At 53.5% G+C, this 22713-nt stretch carries 22 protein-coding genes, 1 tRNA gene and 1 pseudogene; 7 read left to right on the top strand and 17 right to left on the bottom strand.

The genetic code is table 11. The features are described from left to right. Positions 1-209: 209 nt before the first annotated feature. Positions 210-947 (bottom strand): MauE/DoxX family redox-associated membrane protein, encoded by a 738-nt coding sequence (locus tag HZS80_RS04750; RefSeq protein WP_035559742.1) that lies wholly within the window; start codon positions 945-947, stop codon positions 210-212. A 154-nt stretch (positions 948-1101) separates the two neighbouring features. Further along, positions 1102-1788: a type 1 glutamine amidotransferase domain-containing protein gene (locus HZS80_RS04745; RefSeq protein ID WP_035559745.1), complete on the bottom strand. Its 687-nt coding sequence runs from the start codon at positions 1786-1788 to the stop codon at positions 1102-1104. Positions 1789-1861: 73 nt separating this feature from the next. Between HZS80_RS04745 and HZS80_RS23805 the strand changes: the two genes are divergently transcribed. Next, positions 1862-1993 carry a hypothetical protein gene (locus HZS80_RS23805; protein ID WP_281372546.1) on the top strand — a complete coding sequence of 44 codons (132 nt, stop codon included), beginning with the start codon at positions 1862-1864 and terminating at the stop codon, positions 1991-1993. Beyond that, entirely contained in the window at positions 1983-2762 is a 780-nt protein-coding gene (locus HZS80_RS04740) for a CLCA_X family protein (RefSeq protein ID WP_035559749.1), read from the top strand. The genes HZS80_RS23805 and HZS80_RS04740 overlap by 11 nt, the downstream gene beginning before the upstream one ends. 60 nt (positions 2763-2822) lie before the next feature. On the opposite strand, the gene HZS80_RS04735 is transcribed toward HZS80_RS04740, so the two are convergent. From HZS80_RS04735 to HZS80_RS04720, 4 genes are all read right to left on the bottom strand, one after another. Continuing rightward, the gene (locus tag HZS80_RS04735; protein WP_045812147.1) at positions 2823-4736 is read right to left on the bottom strand and encodes a TRAP transporter permease; all 1914 of its coding nucleotides are present in this window, start codon (positions 4734-4736) and stop codon (positions 2823-2825) included. A gap of 33 nt (positions 4737-4769) precedes the next feature. Continuing rightward, positions 4770-5897, bottom strand: coding sequence for a TAXI family TRAP transporter solute-binding subunit (locus HZS80_RS04730; protein ID WP_035559752.1), 1128 nt, complete (start codon positions 5895-5897; stop codon positions 4770-4772). Between the two features lie 100 nt (positions 5898-5997). After that, the gene (locus tag HZS80_RS04725) at positions 5998-7194 is read right to left on the bottom strand and encodes a CaiB/BaiF CoA transferase family protein (protein ID WP_179915290.1); all 1197 of its coding nucleotides are present in this window, start codon (positions 7192-7194) and stop codon (positions 5998-6000) included. After that, complete coding sequence (locus tag HZS80_RS04720) at positions 7187-8944, bottom strand: acyl-CoA dehydrogenase family protein (RefSeq protein ID WP_179915296.1); 1758 nt, start codon at positions 8942-8944, stop codon at positions 7187-7189. Before HZS80_RS04720 ends, HZS80_RS04725 begins: the two co-directional genes overlap by 8 nt. A 149-nt stretch (positions 8945-9093) precedes the next feature. Here HZS80_RS04720 and HZS80_RS04715 point away from each other — a divergent pair, with 149 nt between their 5' ends. The 4 genes from HZS80_RS04715 (at position 9094) to HZS80_RS04700 (ending at position 13128) form a co-directional block, all read left to right on the top strand. Beyond that, the gene (locus HZS80_RS04715) at positions 9094-9993 is read left to right on the top strand and encodes a LysR family transcriptional regulator (RefSeq protein ID WP_052703778.1); all 900 of its coding nucleotides are present in this window, start codon (positions 9094-9096) and stop codon (positions 9991-9993) included. A gap of 50 nt (positions 9994-10043) precedes the next feature. Beyond that, the gene (locus HZS80_RS04710) at positions 10044-10244 is read left to right on the top strand and encodes a hypothetical protein (protein ID WP_144408599.1); all 201 of its coding nucleotides are present in this window, start codon (positions 10044-10046) and stop codon (positions 10242-10244) included. A 386-nt stretch (positions 10245-10630) separates the two neighbouring features. Further along, positions 10631-11377: a Crp/Fnr family transcriptional regulator gene (locus HZS80_RS04705; protein ID WP_035559758.1), complete on the top strand. Its 747-nt coding sequence runs from the start codon at positions 10631-10633 to the stop codon at positions 11375-11377. 287 nt (positions 11378-11664) lie between these two features. Then, entirely contained in the window at positions 11665-13128 is a 1464-nt protein-coding gene (locus tag HZS80_RS04700) for an alpha/beta hydrolase (RefSeq protein ID WP_246361703.1), read from the top strand. 223 nt (positions 13129-13351) lie between these two features. Here the strand turns inward: HZS80_RS04700 and HZS80_RS04695 are convergent, their stop codons facing one another. The 5 genes from HZS80_RS04695 to HZS80_RS04675 all read right to left on the bottom strand — a co-directional run bounded on the left by HZS80_RS04695 (position 13352) and on the right by HZS80_RS04675 (position 18221). Further along, on the bottom strand, positions 13352-14680 hold the full coding sequence (locus HZS80_RS04695) for a TRAP transporter large permease (RefSeq protein ID WP_179915288.1): 1329 nt from the start codon (positions 14678-14680) through the stop codon (positions 13352-13354). Continuing rightward, entirely contained in the window at positions 14677-15180 is a 504-nt protein-coding gene (locus tag HZS80_RS04690) for a TRAP transporter small permease subunit (RefSeq protein WP_179915287.1), read from the bottom strand. The genes HZS80_RS04695 and HZS80_RS04690 overlap by 4 nt, the downstream gene beginning before the upstream one ends. A gap of 98 nt (positions 15181-15278) precedes the next feature. Then, the gene (dctP, locus tag HZS80_RS04685) at positions 15279-16337 is read right to left on the bottom strand and encodes a TRAP transporter substrate-binding protein DctP (protein ID WP_422822353.1); all 1059 of its coding nucleotides are present in this window, start codon (positions 16335-16337) and stop codon (positions 15279-15281) included. Between the two features lie 239 nt (positions 16338-16576). Further along, positions 16577-17437 (bottom strand): isocitrate lyase/PEP mutase family protein, encoded by an 861-nt coding sequence (locus HZS80_RS04680; RefSeq protein ID WP_179915285.1) that lies wholly within the window; start codon positions 17435-17437, stop codon positions 16577-16579. Between the two features lie 22 nt (positions 17438-17459). After that, the gene (locus HZS80_RS04675; protein WP_179915284.1) at positions 17460-18221 is read right to left on the bottom strand and encodes an SDR family NAD(P)-dependent oxidoreductase; all 762 of its coding nucleotides are present in this window, start codon (positions 18219-18221) and stop codon (positions 17460-17462) included. 235 nt (positions 18222-18456) lie between these two features. On the opposite strand from HZS80_RS04675, the gene HZS80_RS04670 reads away from it, so the two are divergent. Next, positions 18457-19821 carry an aminotransferase-like domain-containing protein gene (locus tag HZS80_RS04670; RefSeq protein WP_179915283.1) on the top strand — a complete coding sequence of 455 codons (1365 nt, stop codon included), beginning with the start codon at positions 18457-18459 and terminating at the stop codon, positions 19819-19821. Positions 19822-19911: 90 nt separating this feature from the next. On the opposite strand, the gene HZS80_RS24065 is transcribed toward HZS80_RS04670, so the two are convergent. The 6 genes and pseudogenes from HZS80_RS24065 to queF all read right to left on the bottom strand — a co-directional run bounded on the left by HZS80_RS24065 (position 19912) and on the right by queF (position 22703). Then, the gene (locus tag HZS80_RS24065; protein WP_374730585.1) at positions 19912-20040 is read right to left on the bottom strand and encodes a hypothetical protein; all 129 of its coding nucleotides are present in this window, start codon (positions 20038-20040) and stop codon (positions 19912-19914) included. Positions 20041-20177: 137 nt separating this feature from the next. Beyond that, positions 20178-20375 (bottom strand): annotated as a pseudogene (locus tag HZS80_RS24060) (helix-turn-helix domain-containing protein); the annotation flags it as partial. Positions 20376-20529: 154 nt separating this feature from the next. Next, positions 20530-20617, bottom strand: a tRNA-Ser gene (locus tag HZS80_RS04660). Between the two features lie 106 nt (positions 20618-20723). After that, the gene (locus HZS80_RS04655; protein WP_035555838.1) at positions 20724-21233 is read right to left on the bottom strand and encodes a YiiD C-terminal domain-containing protein; all 510 of its coding nucleotides are present in this window, start codon (positions 21231-21233) and stop codon (positions 20724-20726) included. Between the two features lie 2 nt (positions 21234-21235). Beyond that, positions 21236-21796: a nitroreductase family protein gene (locus tag HZS80_RS04650; protein WP_035555840.1), complete on the bottom strand. Its 561-nt coding sequence runs from the start codon at positions 21794-21796 to the stop codon at positions 21236-21238. 73 nt (positions 21797-21869) lie between these two features. Further along, a complete protein-coding gene (queF, locus tag HZS80_RS04645) occupies positions 21870-22703 on the bottom strand; it encodes an NADPH-dependent 7-cyano-7-deazaguanine reductase QueF (protein ID WP_035555842.1) in 834 nt (277 codons plus the stop codon). Between the last annotated feature and the right edge of the window lie 10 nt (positions 22704-22713).

The following is a 22713-nucleotide window of genomic DNA, read 5'->3' as shown; positions in this document are numbered from 1 at the left end:
GGTCAGCTTTTCAGGTACCATTTTGGAAGCGGCTGTTGGTGTTGGTTTTTGGTGTAAGGCCCTGAAACGTTAACACTTTCAGCCGCTTTCTTTTATACCCTGTGAGAAATCCGGGCTAGAAAGCCTGGACAACATAAAAGCGCCCTTCACGTTTAGGGCGCTTTTGCGTTTAGTGGATGGTTCTAGTGATGTTGTTCTGGCAGTGCTGCTCAAAACCACATTTTAAGCGGCATCCATAGCCCCATCAGTATCATTGCAATGTTTTCCGTTAACGATATAAAGCCTAGTGGTACATTGCTGCTACCGCCAACACACGCGCATTTCAATTCACGCTTATCGATGTACACGGCTTTAACCACCGACACCGCCCCCACCGTACCGATAAACAGTGCCAACGGCGCCGCCAGCCAAATCAAAGCGCCTGCCAGCATTAATACCCCGGCCAGGGTTTCAGCGTAAGGATATACATAACTATAGGGGACATAGCGCTGAGCCAGCAGGTCGTAGTTAAGGAACATAGAGCTGAAGCTCTCTACATCCTGAAGTTTCTGTAACCCCAACAGCACCATCGCCGTTGCCACTGCGTATTCAGGCATCCGCGCGGCCAACAAGGTACCATTGGCGACCCAACTAACCGCCAGACCGATCAGCAAGGCGGTAACAAAAATCGCGATTACCGGTCGATATGTGGTCTCTTTTGCATTCGGCACGCTCATCCCAAGATGCTTGCGCACCTCTTCATAACCACCAATACGCTTATCGCCGATATAGGTTTGCGGCGTGGTATCGACATTTTCCTGAGCCTTGAACGCCTCTATTTCATCTCGGGAGGTTAACGGGTGATCGTCAACCTCATATCCTTTACGCTTTAACAAATCGACCGTTTTCATACCAAACGGGCAACGGTGCTCTGCCGTCTTCATCCGATAAACATGTGCCGTCTCCATGTTAACCACCTCCTTGATGCGTGTCTGAAAACTACCTATTAAGCAAATTCCCCTCTCTACCTTATAAAGGTAGTCAGAATATGGTCTGTGACCAAAATAGAAACGGCGAGGATAGCCTCGCCGTTATCATTGAGCCTGCGTTACCACCTAGCGGTTATTTCTCCAGCCACGCCATCAGCGTCTTAGCCGTTAGCGCTGAAGAAGGCGGGTTTTGCCCGGTAATCAGCTGGCCATCTTCACGCACGTAAGGGGTAAAATCTTCTGCCTTGGTGTAGATACCGCCACACTGTTGCAGCGCATCTTCGACCAGATGCGGCACGATGTCAGTCAGGCCAACCGCATCTTCTTCGCCATTGGTGAAGCCTGTTACTTGGCGGCCTTTAACGAGCGGCTCGCCTTCGCTGTTCTTGGCATTCACTAAGACAATTGGCGCATGGCAAACGGTAGCGACCGGCTTGCCTTGAGCAATAAATGTTTCGATCAGGCGAATGGAGTCTTTATCGTCAACAAGATCCCATAACGGACCATGACCGCCGGGGTAGAACACCGCATCAAAGTCATCGGCCTTCATATCGCCCAAACGATGGGTCGCTGCAAGCTCAGCATTGGCCTTTTCATCTTGCTTGAAACGGCGCGTTTCATCGGTCTGGCTATCCTCAGCGTCGCTCTTGGGGTCCAGCGGCGGCTGGCCACCCTGAGGCGATGCCAGGGTTACCTCGGCCCCTGCGTCTTTGAAGACATAGTATGGGGCGGCCAACTCTTCCAGCCAAAAGCCGGTTTTATTACCGGTGTCGCCCAGCTGATCGTGAGATGTCAGTACCACTAAAATACGCTTGCTCATATCTTTCTCCTGGCGGTGGAAAAGGAGGCGATTAAAAGTCCTTGTTGTTTCTTAGTGGGGCCTCTGAGGTGGAATGCAAGGAGATATCCAAGATCGTCATCACTGGCTCAAACGGCAGTTGATCACCAGTAGTGTCAATCCGTTAATGGCGCTTTATCATGGCGTCATTCAGTCATTGCCAGGTGAAGCGACCAGTGAGTATTGAAGCGCGGGATTTTTACCGCAGCGGCCCTGATCACCGCCAAGGGCAAGCCAGCAGCTTTGCCTTGATCCGGCGTCAGTTTGATTTTCGCTCCATTGAGATTGGCCGCTGGGTCACCAGCGCTGAGCGCGACCGTGCCGCCGAGCTGTTTCACGATGCGCTGTGCGATCTAATGGTGATTCTACAGGGGCCAGAGGCGCTGATTTCGTTACGCGGCTCAATCGCCCTGCAATACGGCAGCGGTGGCCGACCTGGCGTTTCTGCCCACTACGACCCCAGCCAACGCAGTTTTGCGCTGGCCAAAAACGCAGGCCCCGGCAGCATTGCCCACGAGTGGTTTCATGCTTTCGACCACTATATCGCCAGTAAGTGTTTTCGCGGCACGCCTGCCGGTATGTTCGCCTCTACTGCTTGGCTTGCCGATGCAACGCCCATCGCCCACCCTCTGAATCAACTGCTTATGCGCTGTTTCAAAGCCGTATTACTGCAGCCCGAAGGCGACCAGCCTAGCGATCTGTTTCAAAGCTCGGTGCAGATGGATAAAAAGCTTGGCCAGCTCTATTACAGCAAACCCGAAGAACTCTGTGCACGCGCCTTTGAGGCGTTTGTGCAGGATGCGGACATCACTAATCACTTCCTGGTCAAAGGCACCAAAGCTTCACCCGAGGCCGAACGCGGGCTTTATCCCCAGGGTGAGCAGCGGGAACGGATTAACGTGGCATTTAGCGACTATTTTGGCGGGCTGGGGAAAGCGTTGCGTGATGCAGAGTAAGCATCACGGCGCTCGACAGGCTTTGCTGCCGAACACCGTGGGCTTATAAAGCAGATTAACCTAGGTAGAGCACTTCGTAATACCTGCGCATTTCGTAGTGCGCATCACCGCTATCAGATAGCACAATGCAAGCGCTAGAAAGCCCAGTAGGTCACTGATCCATTCGGGATAGATCATCAGCGCGGCAGGTATCAGCAGCGCACAACGCATGCGCACTCCCACCGAACCTATCCGATAAAGATATCCTTCCATCGCCGCTGCCACCAGCCAGATCGCAGTCATGGCGGTAAAAGCGGAGGCTATCACGCTCAACAGGGGGCCCTGCAAAATCAGCGATGGGTTGAGCACAAACAGGAACGGCAGCACGAACAGCACGGCTCCCAGCCGCACGGCATGCAGGCTTGTTAGGGTACTGTTGGCACCGGCAACACCGGCCGCAGTAATGGCCGCCAGCGCCACGGGTGGCGTGATATAGGAGAGCATTCCCCAGTAAAGAATGAACAGATGGCTGGCAAGAGGATTGAGACCAGCCCCCACCAGCGCTGGCGCAAGCAGGATCGACAGGAAGATGTAGCACGCGCTGACCGTCATGCCCATCCCGAGGATAAAGCTGGTAATCGCCCCCGCCGCCAGCATTAGGGGAATGCTATCACCTGCATACAGCAGCAGTTCGCGAGAGAAAGCCCCTGCAACCCCCGTATAGGAAAGCCCACCGACCACCAAACCGATACCGGCTAGCACAGCAACAAGACTCCCTACCCCATGTGCCAGCTGATAGAAAAAATCCAGCACTTGACTGATACGCAGGCGCTGCTGACGGCGAACCAGCGAAATCACCAGCAGCATAAGGGTGGCATAGTAAGGCGCCTGACTTTCCAGGCGCATGACAAGCAACATATAGATCAACACGCTCAGGCTAAGCAGGTACGGCCAGCCAGAAAGCAGCGTTTCACGCACTCTGGGGATATCCTTGGCGGGCATACCCGTGAGGCCTTTGCGGGCGGCATAGTTATCCACTTGAAGCAGCAGGGCCAGGTAGAAGAGCAACGCAGGCAGTAGCGCCGCCATCATGACCTCACCGTAACTGACGCCTAGGAAGGAAGCCATGATGAAGGCAACGGCCCCCATAACGGGCGGCATCAAGGTACCCCCCGTGGAGGCGCACGCCTCTACGGCGGCGGCATACTCGCGGGAATAGCCACTGCGCTTCATGGCAGGAATGGTAATCGTCCCTGTGGTCAGGATGTTGGATACCGCACTACCGGATAAGCTGCCCATGAAGGCACTGGAAACGACGGCCACCTTGGCAGGCCCGCCGCGGCTTCGGCCCATCAATGCAGTGGCGAAATTCATAAAGAACTCACCGCCACCGGTGATGGTCAGCGCTATCCCGAACACGACAAAGCCGATAATCAGGTTGGCGACGACCTGCATCGGCACGCCCACAATGCTCTCCGCCCCCATGACATGGGCTCGAATAGTTTCCCCCAAGCCAAAGCCATTGCTCCACAGGAAACCAGGCATGTGGCCTGCATAGAGCGGATAGAGCCCAAACAGCAGTGCCACGGCAAAAATCGCCCAGCCACCACAGCGGCGAACGCCCTCCAGCACCAGTAGCAGCATCATCGTTGCCACCAGCGTTGCTTCGAGCGGGGCGAAATACTCCCACCCTTGCTGGGTCATGCGCAGGCCATTAAGGCCAAGGTAGATGGCGCCACCAAGAGCAGCCCCCGCCAGCACCCAGTCATACCAGGGGAGGCGTTCGGTATCAGCCTTGCGAGCCGGAAAGATCAGTAGTGCCGCCGATAGGAACAGCCCTATCAGATAGTAGATGAAGGCATTACCGATCGGATAGAACCCCAACAGCTTGAGGGCAAAGGTTTGGTTGATCGTCATCAACAGACCGACGGCCCCCAGCCCCATCACTATCCACCTTGCCGAACCTTCCAATCGCTCTTGACTTGAATTGCTCATGCTGTCGCTCCCAGTGACATATCCACCCCGTGGTCAAAGCGCGCCTATCACTTCTTGCCGGCGAGCTTCCCAACGTTCGGCAAGCGCCTCCCCTTCGAGGTCTGGCTCCTCGTTCAGCAGGCCATCCCAAGCTTGCTTCAGTGCTTCCAGGCGGGCGAGGCGGTTATCGTTCCATGTCTGCATCTCCTCGCTCCATAGCCCTTTTTCTTGCATGTAGCGGATAGCCCCAGGGTGAAAAGGTATATCGATAGGCGGCACACCGGCGTCCTCGATTGCCCAGCGGTGAATGGCAGCGGTCGCGTCACGGTAAAGGTCATAACTCTCATCCAGGCTCTTGATGAACTGGTAGACCTCTTCTTCGTCACGATCAGCCATGGCCACGATGATCGGGTAACGGTAGGCAAGCATGTTGGCGGGAGATTCTTCGCTTAGCCCGGCGCCAATGGTTTCACGGAATGACTGGAAGACGGGGGCCACCTGGTTCATGCGCGCCCAGCCCTCTTCGTCATCGGCAGGAATATCTACCCAGCGAATACCACGAGACGACTCTTCCAGCTCATAAAGCTGGCTGGCGGTGGTGGTGGTGCAAGTAGCATCGGCCCGATCCTCGACCAGCGAACTCATGGCGGCGCCGTGAGTCGGGAACATCACCGCCTCCACATCGTCGCGCCTCAGCCCTGCAAAGGCCAAGATCGCATCACATTTCACATTGACCGAAGGGTTGCCTGCCACGTAGGCAACCCGTTGCCCCCGCAAGTCATCAAGCGTGTGGATATTGGCGTCGGCAGCCGATGGCACACCAAAGGTAGATGGTCTTCCGGCAACGGCTCTGAGGTCTTGGGGCCCCCAGCGGCGCTCGCTGAAGTCGTAAATTCCTTCCGTTGCAAAGAAGGACTCCGTGGCCAGGTAGGCATAGTCCGCCCGGCCACTCACCAGGGGCTGCAGCCGCCCAATGGCCGATCCCGCAGGCTGGATACGGATGCGGGTGTTGTAGGCCTTGCCAAAGGCATCGGCGATGGCGGAGGCCTCCGAGTGCCCTTGCGAGCCCACATCATAGGCGGTCCATGTCATGGTGCTGGGAAGCTCTGCGGCCGAGGCCGTATTGGCTAGTACGGCAAAAACGGTGGAGATAAGGCCAGTGGCCAGGGGCGTGCGTTTCATGGTTTTGCTCTCATGTTGTGTTGTTATTGGCATCAACGTCATTGGTGATTGTTATCAGCCCATTCGGCTGGGCAGTCAGGCACACAATGGTGCACTGGGGCTAAGCCACCGGTACATCCGGCAGCACGCCTTTCGCTCTCAGGTGCTCTATTTGTTGCTCAGTCAACCCTGCTTCATGAAGGATTGCATTGGTATGTTCGGCAAAGCGTGGCGGTGGCGTTTCATAGCGCGAGGGTGTTCGAGCTAGCTTGATCGGCGAGCCAGTGCCCTTGTAATGGCCGATCTTGACGATCATATCGCGGTGCTGGGTATGCGGATGCGCCAGCGCTTGCGTGGTATCGAGTACGGGCCCGCAGGGAACGCCGATACGCATCAACCGGTCGGCGAGCTTGTCCCCTTCCCACCTGGCCATGGCACTCTCCAGCACATCACGCAGTGCATCGCGGTTACCCAGACGGGCACCATTGGTCGCAAAGCGTTCATCCTGGCTAACGTCGTGGCATTCGAGCAACTCGCATAAGCGCGCGAACTGCACATTATTGCCAACTGCCAGAAAAATCGGCTGTGTCGCCGTCCGGTAGACCTCATAAGGGGCAATATTGGGATGCTCATTTCCCGTGCGGCGCGGCGGCGGCCCACCGTAGAATACGTTGGGAAAGTGGGGGTGCATCAAGGACAGCCCAGAGTCGAACAGTGCTGTCTCGACAAACTGCCCACGTCCGCTGCGCGTACGCTCATGGAGAGCCAAGGTGATACCGATGACGGCATTCAGGCCAGTCACGATATCGACAATGGGCAGCCCCACTCGCAGTGGCTCCCCCTGTTTCTCACCGTTGACACTCATCAGCCCTGCCATTGCCTGGATGATGGCGTCATAGCCAGGCAAACCGCCCATCGGACCATCAGCACCAAATCCACTGATTCGACACTGGATCAGACGGGGAAAGCGCGCGCTGAGAATGTCATAGCTCAGCCCCCACTTTTCCAGGGTTCCCGGCTTGAAGTTTTCCACCAGCACATCGGCCCCCTCCAGCAACTGCAGTAGCAGTGCCTTGCCGTCAGGATGACGAAGATCCAGCGCCATCCCGCGCTTGCTGCGGTTCAAACCGTGGAAATAGGAAGCTGCATCGCCTTCGAAAGGAGGCCCCCAGCCGCGGGTTTCATCCCCCCCGGGAGGCTCGATCTTGATCACATCCGCACCGTAGTCCCCCAGCACCTGGGTGCAGTACGGGCCTCCCAACACACGGCTAAGATCAATCACCCTGATTCCGCTCAGTGCGCCATTGGGCTTATCCATGCCCCACCTCCAGCCCGTGGGAACGCGCCAGTGCTTGGGTATTCACCACCGCAGCGACCTGTTCGTCGGTCATCGGCGTTTCGCTGAGCAGCGTCGCCAGCGCTTCCGGCGACGCGCGACTGACCGATAGCGGATCGGGGGGTAGTAACTTGTGGTGTACCACCAGCCAGGCGAGTGCCAAACGCCGCCTGTCTCCCGTGATCCTGGACGCCTCCCAGGCCATAAGAATGGCGGAGGTAATGTGATAGAGACCGCTGGCGATCCGCCGCGCGTCGTGCTCGCAGGCAGGATCCTCTGCCAGTGCATTCGCGCTCGCCACTGCCTTGTCGAGGAGCACCTGCAACAGGTGGCGCTCGTGCTCCTCAAGGGCGGACGCTTGCAACTGCTGGTGCAAGTAGTCAGCCAGTACCGGCAAGGTCTGTTCACGCCGAACCGCCCGGAAAACATCCAGGGCAACGATATTGCTGGTGCCTTCCCATATTGAGCCAAGGTGGGCATCGCGCAGCACGCGGGCATCCGACCACTCCTCGATGTAGCCACATCCACCACGTACTTCCATACCATCCCCAGCCACCTTGCGTGCATCCCGCGTGGTACGGAACTTGATCATAGGCGTCAGGATACGCAATAGCTTGGCTGACTGGGCATCCCCCGCATCGGCACGCCGCAGGCACTCGGCCGTGTGGAAGACCATCGTGCGCCCCTGCTCGGCAGTGAGCATCATCTTGCTGAGCTGACGCTGCATAAGCGGCAGATCGATGAGCTGGCTACTAAACGCCTGACGGTGGCGGGCAATGAAAAGCGCCTCATTGAGTGAGCGCCGCATCAACCCCGCCGACCGCACCCCGTTCGAGAGACGAGACATGTTGATCATGTCTGTCATCTGCTTGAAGCCCTGTCCCGGCTCTCCCACCACATAGGCTTCGGCGCCTTCGAGCAGGATCTCACCGCTCGCCATGGAGCGAGTACCCAGCTTGTCTTTCAGGCGTACGATGCGGTAATGGTTAAGGTCACCATTTTCCAGATACCGGGGCAGCAGGAATAGCGTAAGACCACGAGTACCCCGCTCCCCCTGCTCGGGGCGCGCCAATACCATCGCCAGCGCGGCATCGGGGTTAGAGCAGAACCATTTGTCGCCATAAAGGCGCCACTTGCCGTCTTCCTGCCTCGCTTCCGTGGTAATCGCCCCTACATCAGAGCCTGCATCCTGCTCGGTCATGAACATGGCTCCCTGATAGGCCAGATCCATATCCTGTGAGGTCAACGCTTCCAGGTAGCGGTTCACCAAGGCGTCGTCGCCGAACTTGCGCAACGTGCGAGTCAGTGCATCGGTCATGCTAAGCGGACAGCAAAGGCCAAATTCTGCCTGTACGAACAGGTACGTCAGCGCATACTTCACTACCGGCGGCATGGGTTCCGACCAGCCAAGCACGCCACCGCGGTGCGACATGGCCGCCAGCCCGAACTGCCCATAGGCATACGCTTCCAGGCGTTGATAGGCGGGATGCTTGAGAATCTGCTGACGCTCGGTGCCATTTCGGCTGCGCAGGGCAAGTTCAGGCGGATGCTTGTCAGCCTCGATGGCCAGCGTTTCCAGTTCACCGCCAGCAAGGGCTCCCATCTCGTTGAAGTGGTGCTCCAGGTGCTGACGTAGCGCCGTCGGCAAATAGAGATCCAGAAGCTGGGAAAGGGTGGGGTCGTTATGGTAACTGTTCTGCCCCCAGGAATCGGGGATATTGCGGTGTATCATGTCATTCACGACGGCGTACCTCTTGGACTTATTATATGTTTTATCGTCACATTAGGCGGGTATAGAGGCCGTCTCCAATACTGTTTTAGGATTCATTGATTCAGTTTTATGTATGATTGAAGAACAAGAAACAATAAGGAACGAAGCCAATGGCACTGACATTTCGACAGCTGCGTTACTTTCTGGTGCTCTCGGAGGAGCTGCATTTCGGCAGAGCAGCGCAGCGCCTGCATATTTCTCAACCACCGCTAAGTGCCAGCCTGCGTCAACTGGAAGAGGAGCTAAAGGTCAAGCTGCTGCTGCGCAATAGCAAACGCGTTACCCTCACGCCTGCCGGAGAAGCCTTCCAGCGCCAGGCACGCCGGATTCTCGAGCAGCTAGAAGACTCGCAAACGCTGGTGCAGCGCATTGCCTCAAGCGCCACCGGCCTGGTGCGCGTCGGGTTTACGCCTGCCATGCTCTTTCGCGGCCTGCCGGAACTGCTCAAACGCCTGCAATCCCGCTATCCCGGCATCGAAATACAATTGATCGAACGCAACTCGGCAGATCAAGTAGAAGCAGTGATGCAAGAGCAACTTGATATCGGCTTCATCCACTCAATGCCGTTACCCGTGGGAATCGAGTCGGTCATCCTATCGGACGAACCCTTCCTGTGCTGCTTGCCAGCGCATCACCACCTGGCAGGCCGACGCGAGTTGGCGGTCAAGGAACTGGCCAATGAGCCCATCATCCTGTTTGGTCGCGACCTTGCCCCTCACTATTACGATAGGATCATCGGACTGTTTCACCACGCCGATGTTAAACCTCATATCTGCCACGAAGTCTCCCACTGGTTGACCATTCTTGCTCTAGTAGCTAATGCGATGGGGGTTGCTCTAGTTCCCCAATCACTTGCCAAAGCCGGTTTTTCCAATGTGAGCTTTCTTCCTCTGACCGATTCAACGACACGCCATCAGTCGCACTGCATATGGCGCGGCGACGCGGAGACACATGAAGAAATCCGTCAGTTGCTGCTTAACTGCCTAAAAGAACAACAGCACGTCAGGTAAGCACGCCGACAAGCCCAGCAGCCCCCTACCGGCCCTACTCCTGCTGGCGCATGCTGGTCACTTCATTCCGTCGTGAGGAAACCGTAGGGCAGTCGTTTTCGCCAACGTGCGAAATAGCGCTTTCGCGACTACGCTATAGCAACGCTCACTATTCAAAGGAAGAGAATATGTCTACTACCACTATCGTCGTTATCGTTGTTGTTATCGTTGCCGTGCTGGGTATTGGCTTCGGCGGTGTGCTGCCTTTTTAATCGCTCGTAGAAGTGGTTAACGTAGGGTGCCTAAGCGCGCATCACACCCATGCCCAGCTCGCAAGAATTTAACAAAAGTTAAAACCTTAAGTTTAAAAACTAGCCTACCAAAGGCTAGTTTTATGTCATGCACAAAAAACAAATAAAATAATTATTATTTTCAATTAGATACAGGCACCAAAATCATATGGTTAATTTTATCTAAGCGCTCTAGGCGGCTGGGTAATTTTTATTTTCTTAAATAATTTAAATAAGCTTTTTATAATTTCGTATTTAAAATATTCTTGTCAAGAAGATCTACTTATATGTCTAAACATTATTTTTATTAGCACTCAAGCAGAGACACTGTTGCGAAGGGCTTCATTCCTGCCAAATCTGGAGCAAACATGCCGACTGCCCTGCTTCCTCATACCCACCTGATGATTCGCAAGTTAGAAAGTAACTTCACCCTTACTGCCGAGGAAAAGCGGGCGCTCCAGGAATTACCGGTACAAACACAAGACGTCAAGTCTAACCAAGACATCGTTAAAATGGGCGACCAACCTCGTCAATGTTGCTTACTGCTGGAAGGTTTTTCGTGTGTCTACAAATTAACCCTTGAGGGCAAACGGCAAATAATGGCGTTGCATATTCCTGGCGATATGCCAGATTTGCAAAGCCTGCACTTGCAAGTTATTGATATCAATATTGCATCACTCAGCCCATGCAAACTCGGCTTCATACAGCACCAAGATTTATCGCTTTTATTTGAGCGTCACCCTCGGCTCACTGCGGGTTTCTGGCATGAGACGTTGGTGGATGCTTCCATTTTCCGGGAATGGTTGTTGAATGTAGGGCAACGTGAAGGCTATTCACGGATCGCTCATATTATCTGTGAGCTCTTGCTACGCCTTAAAGCGGTGGGATTGGTAGAAAATGAAAACATTTTTGATATGCCTATCACCCAAGCAGAGCTGGCAGATGCAACGGGGATGACCCCAGTACACGTAAACCGAGTACTACAGGCCCTTCGTAACGATGGCTTGATAATTACGAACAAAAGAAAGGTAACCATACCTGACTGGCAGAAACTAAAGGAGGCTGGCGAGTTTGATTCGCTTTACCTTCATCTTGATAAAAAAGTCATAGGGTAAAGTAATTTTTTACTTTTGATGCAATAGCCATGAAAGGCGGATTCAAGAGTTAAACCTGACCTGTAAACCTTTTCGTTAGGTTTTGTACTAAAAGTCGGCGAGCGAAGACTAGACAAGGCAAAAATTAACGAGAAAACGGAGTTTACGGGGTGTAATAGTGGTTTTACGGTAAAGCATTTGCTGTCTTTCTCGCTAACAAAATTATCTGTGAATGGAGAGATGTCATGCCACCCAACAAGCATAAAGCACTGAGGAGCCTATGCCTTATGGCTGCATTAGGTGCTGGAATGGCTCACGCACAAGACCAAGATGAAGACACGATCCCTCGGCTAGAAAGCACAGCCTGCGCAACTCAAGTGCTCGAAGACCTCAATGCCAGTTGCTACACCTTCTACGGTCAAGAAAACTGGGACGATCCAAACGGGAATACAGTTGAACTCCCCGTAGGCGTCATCGATCCCGAGACTGAAAATGAAGCCGATACAGAAAGTGATCCCGTGGTCTTTTTCCCCGGTGGCCCAGGATACTCCATCCTCGGTAATGCTGATTACATAGAACAACTGCGTAAGGATATTGGCAACCGCTCGTTAGTGGTGTTTGATCCTCGCGGCTTTAAGCATTCCACCCCTTCATTGGAGTGTCCTGGCTACGCAGCCGTGTCGCCATACCACAATATTATTCATACACCGGCGCTAACCTCTTCGCTCGATCCCATGGAGCGGATGGCACACATCACTGAAGAAGTAGCCGCCTGCTATCAAAAGCTTGAAGATGAGGGCGTTGAGATTTCCCAATATACGGAAAGCGCCACCTCACGCGACCTCGAAGAAATTCGTAACCTGCTTGATTACGATAACGTGAATATATTCGGCTCCTCGACCGGCAGTGGCACAGCGCTGTCTTATGTTCGCTATTACCCCGACAGTGTGAGATCCGCCATTCTTGGTTGGCCCTGGTACGCCAGCCTTCGCAATAGAGCCCCGTTAGATGAGTTCTATACATTAAAACGTCGATTCACCGACGTCCTGGCCATGTGCGTTGAAGAGAGTGAAGCTTGCCGAGAACAGATCCCGGCATGGTTCTTGGCCATTGATAGAGCGCGTCGCGCACTGGACAACAAACCCTATATTGCCCAGGTTGAATCAGGAGTTGAGCAGAAAACGCTATACTTTGACGGTGCCGCTTTCCTCGACACGCTCTACCTGATGCTACCGCAATATTACGGCGAACTGCCCCGCATTGTTTCCGAAGTGTCTGAGGGTGACTACTCGTCGCTTCATGACTTCTTCATGATTGACGAATATAACCCGGTTACCGAAGCACCCAACTATGCCATGGGCGCGTTTCTGGCTCAGGCCTGTAACGACATGGGAACCAACCGCCCGACACCACAAGACTCGATTGCAGCAGTGCAACGAGAACCCGCCATTATTGGTTTTGAACCTATCTGGCTTTGTGCCTGGTGGGGTGGAGATGGCGATGTGCCCCCCGAACATAACGACATAGTCACTGCAGAAACGCCCGCACTGGCGATCCATGGTCAGATGGACCCTTGCTGCGGTACTCGCTGGAGTGAAGAACTTGCCGAAACAATGCCTAACCTCCAGGCTATTGAGATGCAGGCCTTGGGGCACAGTCCGGTCAATGAGTGTCGATCCACCGTGATTAACGAATTTCTTGGCGACCCACTCGCGCAGGTGGACACCAGCTGCCAAAACGAAGTACCGCTTGCTGAATGGCAGTTGGAATAATCTACTCGCTTTCTCATGAACTGATAGATCCAAGCCCCCTTCGGCGGGCTTCAGGCTGCCCAAGTGGGCAGCTACATTATTAGTAAATATCTTTTTTTAGGTTGAGAATTTTAATTTAACAAAACTTAGTTTAAGGCAATGCACCATATTGCTTACCCCTTTCTTCTAACATAGGTTAATGCCCGTCTTAAGGGAACCGCAAACGCTCGTGGTTGGCCAAATGTCAGCTATTTAATAGCAGTGACGGCAGGCCGGTTATCAATACAGGAAACAGTGCCATTAATATGCAGGCGAGTACAATCAGCGCGCAGAAAGGAATTACGGCCCTATAGAGATCAACAGTCTCAACGCCTTTGGGTGATACGCCCTTGAGATAGAAAAGTGCATAGCCGAACGGGGGCGTCAGAAACGAGGTCTGTAACACCACGGCAACCATCACCACGAACCACAGCACATCGACTCCCATGCTATCGACGATAGGCAACATGATCGGGAAGCTGAGCAGCACGATGCCGGTCCAGTCTAAGAACATGCCCAAGATGAAGACCAAGAAGAACATTAAGATCAGCGCTCCGGTGGTGCCGCCCGGCATGGCCATCACGACCTCGTGGATGACCTGCATGCCTCCACCAATTGAGAACACGCCGGTGAAGGCGGTGGCGCCGACCAGCACTAGCATCACCATAGTGGTGGTCTTACTGGCTTCGATCAGAGTCCAATAGCACGTCGAAAGCTTGCGATCACCGAAGATAAGGAATAGCAGGAAGGCGATGGCTACACCAATGGCGGATGCTTCCGTGGCGGTAGCAATGCCAGTGAACAGCGATCCCAGCACACCGAGAATCAAGGACATTGGCGGCAAAACGTACTTGCCAAGCATCCCCAGCAATTGGCGAGTAGAGACCTTGGCACGCTCTTCGGCCGGTACCGGTGGACCATAGCTTGGCTTGAAATGACAAATCGCCAGCACGTAAATAGCATACATCATACCCAACATCAGGCCCGGAACTAAGGCACCAGCAAACAGTGATCCTACTGAAACCGGCGAGTAGCTAGCCATGAGGATAAGCATGATACTCGGTGGGATAAGGATGCCTAGGCAGCCACTCGCCATAATGACACCGGTGCTCAGTTGCTTGTTATAGCCATAGTTGAGCATAGGCACCAGCGCGATCATTCCCATCACGGCGATGGAGGCACCGACAATACCGGTGGTGGCGGCGAGCAATACCGAAACAACAACGACTGTCAAAGCCAGGCCACCGCGCAGGTTTGCCATCAGTAAACGCATCGCTTCAAACATTTTCTCAGTAACGCCCGAGTCGTTGAGAAAGCGCGCCATTAGGATGAACAGTGGAATAGCCACCAGGACATAGTTGTCCATGGAATTGCCGTAGATGTTGTTAATGAGGAGACTTAATGTGTTCGCGCCTGGACCCAGCCAAGCACCGAGCACGGCAATACCGCCCAGTACAAAGGCCAGCGGATGCCCCATAAACAAACCGATCAACAGGCCACCGAACATGAACAGGGTGAGTAATTCGGGGCTCATACGGCTTCTTCCTGGTGCAGTTGCTGCACGGCACGGCTAACAATAACGATGGCCTGCAGCAGAAGTAGAAAGGCAGTGATAACAATGACTCCCTTCACTGGGTAAACAGGCAATGACACCATGCCGTATGTGGTCTCATCACGACCCAAGGAGCGGATAAAAAAGCTCCAGCCCAGCGTGCCCAGCATCCAGATAAAGGGTAAAAAGAAGAAAAGGTAACCAAAAAGTTCCAATCCTGCCTGCTTGCGACGGGATAGCAGGCGTTTGAGCACATCGACTTCAACATGGACGTGATGACGCAGCCCGTATGCCGCCATCAGCATAAAATGGGCTCCAAACAACATCTTGGTAACATCGAAGGCCCAGTCACTAGGTCGACCAATGAAAAAGCGCATAGCGATGTCATAGATTACAATCAGTGTAATTATCGCAAGAAGTGGTGCAATTAGGCGTCCAAATCCCTCATTAAGGGCATCAATAGTTCTGACAATAGCATTCATAGGAAGTATCTCGAGGCGGTCGGAACCATAACAGCATGGCTTGGTTGTCTTCAGTTAGTTCGAAGGGTGGATCCATGCCGAACCCACCCCTGACATGCTTATTGATCCATGCAGGACTCGATTTCTTCTAATGACGGAAGGTTGTTATTGACGCGACTCATATTAAAGGGCACCGAGACATCCCGCCAAACCGCATACTCATCAACATACTTGATCATGGAATGGATAACCTTGGCATAGCTGGGGTCTTCACAGGCGCCACGTAAAAACACCTCATTGGCGACGTTTTGGATTTTCTCTAGATCCTCGTCCGAATACCGATTAATAGTCACACCAGACTCTAAGAATTTGGCGGTTGCCTCTGTGGACTCCATCTCTGAGCGTGATAGCGACCAAGCTAAGTTGGACTCGGCGGCAATCTTTAAGATTTCCTGGGTCTCTTCGGACAAGGCATCCCACGCCTGCTTGTTGATCATAACGCCAACCACACTGGCCGACTGATGCCAGCCTGGCACAGCCCAGTGCTCCACTACCTCTTCAAAACCAGCACTATAGTTGACACCCGGAGTAGAGAACTCAGCTGCATCGACCACGCCACGCTCAATCGCCTGGTAGACCTCCCCACCAGCTAGGGTGACTTGGGAGCCCCCCAGCTGCTCCAGTACACGACCTTGATCCCGCCCAGAGATACGCAAGCGCTTGCCATCAAGGTCTGCCAGACTCTTGATCTCGGTACGCCCCATGAAGCCAGCCTCGTTATTGACGACGCCATGTGGCAAATACACCATGCCATATTGACCATAGACTTCCTGGTAGAGCTCGAACCCACCCCGCTCTTGAATCCAGTTGAGATAATCGACCGCAGTGAACAGGCTAAGGGTCGTACCTAATAGCGAAAATGCGGGACTGTTTCCGGCCCAATAGACAGGCGAGTCACCTGCAGCCTCGATGCCGCCAGTCTCAATAGCGTCGAATACTTCCGTACTGGGCATTAACGTGCCACCAGCTCGGAAGTTGATTTGCAGCTCATCCCCAACCAGCTTATTTACGGTCTCTGCCCAGCGACGATCGATTTCAACAAGGGAGATGCTGTCTGGCCAGGTAGATGTCATTGTCCAGCTCTGCTGGGCCAAAGCTTGTGAGCTGAGAGCTCCCATGGCTGTAAGAGAAATGGCGATTCCACCGAAAAATTTTTTAGAATTGTAAGACATGGCGATGATTCCTGTTACGGTTATTTAATAGTTAGTTGGTAAAACTTTTTAAGAACAAGTTTAAGTGACCAGACCATTACATTGAGGCTTTTTGCTTTTCACACTTAGTGGGATCTAAAACTTCTACCATCAGTGGAAAGCTGCCACTAATCGTTATATGAATGTTACGTACACCTTCTTTAAAGCTATACGGCACCAAACCGACGAAGGTTGTCTTCGAATCGATCGTAGGAAATGGTCTTGTTGATCAACCCTTCATCAAAGCAGAACTCATGAAGCCTGGTCGCGTCCTGATGCTGGTAAAACTCCTCACATACCTGCTTAACCGCCTTAAATGCAGCGAAAAGAGTCAAAGGCCAATAAATTGACATGTTTGCCCCTGCTACAGCCTCTTCTGCCACCGAATCTTGGAAGTCAACGCTGGTTACAACCAAAGGGCCGTTAATTCTTTTCCGAAATTCAGCTAGCGCAGCTACCGACCCTTTAAAGGGTATAAAACCAGCATCGGCTCCTGCGGCTAGATAGGCGTTGATTCGTGAGATGGCTTCTTCGGGATCATTTTTTAGATATATAGCATCAGTGCGGGCGAAGATGAGGAAGTTAGGGTCTTTGCGTGCGTCTACACATGCCTTGATGCGTTGACACATGACTGTTGAGTCGAGTAATACGGCTGGGTGTTCGGTATGTTTCCCAAACACAGTATCTTCAATATGTATTGCAGAGGCACCGGCCGACTCAAACTCGTGAACCGTTCGCCAAATATTGGCAGCGTGATACCAGCCTGTATCTGCGTCACAAACTAGGGGAAGGTTTGTCTCCTTGGCGATCTCCCGAGCCAAGCCAAGCAGGTCATGCATTTGAACGAGCCCTACATCGGGAAGTCCATAAGCACTAGCGCCTGTCACGAAACTGCCGGTATAGAGCGCTGGGAAACCAGTCTGCTCAATAATTTTCGCACTGAGCAGGTCGTAGGCACCCATCAGGGGCGTGCAGCCTGTCTCGTGAAGAAGCTCGCGTAATCGAAGCCGTTTTTCATACATGTCCATAATTGTTCTCTTTGGTTTTTTGTTAGCGCATTGCTATGCCGCCATTGACATCAAGGGTGGAGCCCGTCACATAGCGAGCATCCTCACTCGCGAGGTAAAGGGCAGCAGCAGCGATGTCTGAGACATCACCGTAACGTTCGAGTGGGATACTTTTTTTGACTTCAGGTGAGTATTGTAGAATCTCGGTCATTGCCGTTTGGATAGCACCTGGCGCGATTGCATTGACCGTGATGTTAAATGGCCCAAGTTGTCGCGCAACAGCTTTGGTAAGGCATAAGACACCTGCCTTCGTTACCGGATAGGTTACCTCTGAGGCAACGCCCCCAACCTGTCCTGCCACCGAGGCCATGTAAATAATGCGACCGCTACGATTGGCCTTTGCATGAGGAATAAATGCTGTCGTAGCGTAGACACAGCTCATTAAGTTGATATCAATGACCTGTCGCCACTGGTCAGGTTTAATGTCTTCAATCGGGCAGGCTGGTCTGACGATGCCCGCATTGCACACAAGAATATCGAGCCGGCCAAATACCTTGATGGCCTCATTTATCATGCGCGCATTATCGTTTTCGGATGCAACATCAATTTGCATTGGTAGCGTGTCTACAGCAAAACGAATGGCAACGTCTGTCGCTGCACTCTCGACCCCGTCTATATCAATGTCCGCCAGTACAATATTGGCGCCTTCACTTGCGAAACGTTCCACGATTGCATAGCCGATACCATGCGCGGCACCCGTCACAACGGCTGTTTGTCCGTCCAATTTGCGTACTGTCTCGTTCATGAAACTGGCATCCTTTATTGTTGTGTTGAAGCAAACTTTTGGGCGCTCTACCTAGTCGTCTCGACTCTATTTTGATGATGACTTCCGGTCACCAGAAGCTATCCATTTATTTTTTTATTCACTGCTTTTGATTCCACCTGTTTTTGACTATAGCGGGTTAAGCCCGCACTTAGATGGTACAATTACGGACAATTTTTTAGTTACCGTACCAGTAGGCAGGGTGGTACAGTAAAATATGCAAAATTCCGATTCGAAGATTGAGTGTATTATCGATGGGGTGATGGCACGGATGCACAATGGCACCCTGCGAGCCGGTGACCGTTTGCGTTCGATCCGGGAAGAGGCGACCGTCATGGGTGTGTCCAAGAACACGGTGGTGGAGGCATACCTTCGCCTCGTGGCCCGAGGTGTAGTCGTTGCTCGTCCAGGGTCGGGATACTATGTGTCTCGCACGTCGACTCGGAAGAAAAGCCCTGCTCTTCCTTCAATCCCTGGTGCGGTCAGACCCACAGAACTCCTCACTGAGCAGCTCGAGCGCCGCTTACCGATTCGACCTGGTGATGGCCGGTTACCCCCTGACTGGCTAGAGTCTAATGAGATGCGGCGCCCCATTTCAGTCATTCGGATGAATGCCGACGATACGTACAACACGGCCTGGGGATTATTACCGCTACGTGAACGCCTGTGCGGCACGCTCGCCGAACGCGGCATTCAGTGTCAACCTAACCAGGTACTCACGACCTACGGCGGAAACCACGGCATGGATCTAGTTATACGTTGCTATGTCAGGCCAGGTGACGCTGTACTCGTTGACGACCCCGGCTATTACCCGCTGTTTTGGAAACTCGGTGTGGCGGGAGCGCGCATTGTAGGTGTCCGTAGACGTCATGATGGTCCTGATCTTGAAGACCTTAGTGAAAAAGCACGTCTAACCGGTGCCCGGCTTTTCTTCACTCAATCTCTTGCGCACAACCCCACCGGGGGATCAATCACGCAAGGCATCGCGTATGGGGTCATGAAAATCGCTGAAGAGCATGACATGCTTCTCGTTGAAGACGATCCTTTTGCCGACATCCTTCCCTATACCGCTCCCCGGCTGGCAGCTTTGGATCAACTAAATCGGGTTATTTATATCGGCTCCTTCTCGAAAACACTGCCAGGTAGCGTTAGGGTCGGTTATATCGCTGCGGCACCTGAGCTGGCGCAGGAGCTGAACGAAATGAAAGTTATCTCCATTGTCTCTACATCAGCACAAAATGAGCGCTTGGTTCATTCGCTGATTGAGGGAGCCCAATACCTGAAATATCTTCGTCGGCTACATGACCGCATTCATGAAGCAACGGCGGAGACGGTACGCTGCCTGGAAAACATCGGTTACAGCGTGCCGCGCCCACTGGGTGGCGGCTATTACGTCTGGATACAACTTACGCCTTCAATGCAGCAAAGAGACCTTGTAGCCGAAGCCGCTCAAACAGGCATTTTTATAGCACCGTCAGGAGCATTTACGACCTCAGATGCCCCGGCATTAGGTATGCGTGTGAACGTCGCATACGGAAGTGATCCACGCTTCATTGAATGGCTAGCTACACTCTCTCAATAATTAAAAACAGAAATTAAGAAATATTGAGCAGGGAAAACCGTTTTTCAAACATTACAACTTTTAACCTGATATTTATGGTCCTTCGTCACTTCATGTAGATTTAGCCTGATCGAACAGGCGGCCCGCCGGGCTGCCAATCAGGTAGATCATGGCGATGAAGTTAGCCTCGTTCCAGTAGCCGCGTGCGCGTGACCAAGCCGCCTGAAACAGGCCGTTCATCCCCTCCAGTCTTGCGTTCGTCAGGCAGCTCTGACCACCGCGTCGGCATGCAGCTCAAGCGTTGCCAGGGCCTTTTCCATTGGCTTCAGTAATGGCTTTTCAGAAACCGCCGCCTGCATGGCCTTGAGCATGCGGCCCACGTAGTGATGCACAATGCGCCATAGTCGTTTGCCGGAAATCTCCAACTGCCGTGAGACGGCCAGCACCGGCTTCTCCTTGACCGGTGACATGGCCGCTTGCTCGAACAGCAGGGTGAAGTCGCTGCCCGGCCGAGCCCAGGGCACCTCTATACGTTTGACGCCATGTTCAGGACACGTCGTACGAGGCACGCGAGCATGTTTAGCGTCAAAATTCTGGTAGCCCAGCTAGTCAGGGAAAGATTGTCCACAGGCATCCCATACATTTCAGGGGAAGCCAAAATCAAAGTATGGGCTGCTCAAAATACAGACACAAAAAAGCCGCTGAAATCAGCGGCTTAATCTAAATTCTTGGCGGAGGGGGAGGGATTCGAACCCTCGAAGCCTTGCGGCTTACACACTTTCCAGGCGTGCTCCTTCGACCACTCGGACACCCCTCCGCGTTTTAGCTCTGTTGAGAGGCTAAACCTTTCGCAACAGAACGGCGCATATACTATTGGCTAAGCCTCGAAATAGCAAGCCTTTTCAGGCCGATTATCCCTTCGGTTAGCGTGACGGCAACACCGCGTAATTGCCACTGGCTTCCAGGCAGAGGGTCTCGCCGCAATAGAGCTGGTGGGTTAACGCAATGCGCCCTTTACCGCGGTCAGCGAGCTTGTTGGCAAGTTGCTCAGGCCCATTTAGCTCTGTTGGCTTACACACTAGACGGTAATCGTTGGTTACTGGCGCAAGAAAGCGCTGACTGGCTTCTGCAACCACCACATCCCTTGCCAGACCTCTTTCACGTAACCATAGCGTTACCCAGCACCAGCCTTGCAGCGTGGTTTGCGCCGAGAGAGCGCCGCCAAAGCCTGTGCCTTTATCGTTTAGGTTGGGTTCAAGTGCCAACTGCCACGTGAGTGAATCGTCGTGACGCGTCATCTCGCTAATGCCTAACGCACTTACCATGGGAATAGCGTCACTCAGCCACTGCTGGAAAGCGGCCAAGTCGTCTGGCTGGCCTTCTGGCAACGGCAAACGTGGGTGAGGGGAACCTGGTTGACGGGATACGCTCATGGTTAGTCCCAACGCTCCACAAAGTCAGCAACGTTATGCTGCGCCACCGGTTTATGACGACCACCCAGGGTACCCAGATAGATAAAGGCAACGACTTCATCATCTTCATCCAGGCTTAGCCCTTTGCGTACCACCGGGTCAAACGCGTACTTTCCACTGCGCCACATAGCCCCCAGGCCGAGTGCGTGAGCGGCCAGTAGAATGCCGTGGGCGGCACAGCCAGCAGAAATCACTTGCTCCATTTTAGGCACTTTAGCGAGCTCAGGCGTGACCTTGGCAATCACCGCGATAATCATCGGTGCACGAAGCGGCTTTTTGCGCGCGGAATTGAGCGTATCGTCGTCGGCGCTAGGATTTTCCTGGAACTCCGCCTCGGCAAATAGTTCGCCCAGACGCTCACGCCCTTCCCCGCTGAACTCTATAAAGCGCCAGGGGCGCAGCTCTTTATGGTCAGGCGCCCGCAACGCAGCTTGATATATGTCGCTTAGCTGTTCGCTGCTAGGCGCTGGCTCAATCAGCTTGCCCATCGAGCTGCGTTCGTGAAGTAGCGTGAGTGCATCCATTAATAACTCCAAATTCAATCGGTGGGCTACTTAGTACCGCCATTGATAGCATCGCCATTTATAACACTGCCTCTTACTGCCTTGCTAGGCGCAGCGGTGTGGGCGGCGTTAGACCCGGCGTTGCGCGCCAGGGGCTAATGTCTAATCCACCGCGACGCACGTAACGCGCCAGCACCAGCAGTTGCGTTGGTTTTGCATGGGTCATTAGGTCGGTGAAAATGTGTTCAACGCAGTGTTCGTGAAAATCCTGATGCTGACGAAACCCAATCAGGTAACGCAGCAACCCTTCGCGATCGATTTTGGGCCCTTGGTAGCGAATTAACACGCTTCCCCAATCCGGCTGGCCGGTAACGGGGCAGTTAGATTTCAATAGATGGGAGTAAAGCGTCTCTTCTACGACCTCTTCCCCCACCGTGAGATGTGCGCTGCTAGGTGTGTAATCGCTTACTGCGATATCCAAATCGTCCAAGCATTCGCCCGGCAAATGCTGTGCTGAAAGCTCGGGGGCATCCACATCAAACAACTCAACGCTCACCTCAGCCCCTGCCGCTACCGCGAGGTCATTGGCAAGCGTTTCCATCACTTCCTGACGACTATAAAAGCGGGTTTGATTGAAGCTATTGAGATAGAGCTTCCATGATTTGGACTCAATCAGGTTGGGCGAATGCGCGGGCAGCCGAAAGCGCGCCACGGCGACAATGGGCTTGCCGCGGCTATTCAGCCAGGAGACTTCAAAGGCGTGCCACTCGTCCTCGCCTTCAAACGGCAAAGCGCCCTCTTCAATACCCAGTGGCACCCGGTTGGCTGCGCGGGGAATCGGATATAACAACCCCGCATCGTACTGCTCAGGGTAGGCAGAATCGCGCCCTAACGGCGCGTGCTCTAACGTGTCTGGGCGATGTACCATGTGATAAAAG

This window comes from Vreelandella glaciei, assembly GCF_013415125.1.
GTDB lineage: Bacteria > Pseudomonadota > Gammaproteobacteria > Pseudomonadales > Halomonadaceae > Vreelandella > Vreelandella glaciei.
This window is presented reverse-complemented; position numbering and strand designations above follow the sequence as displayed.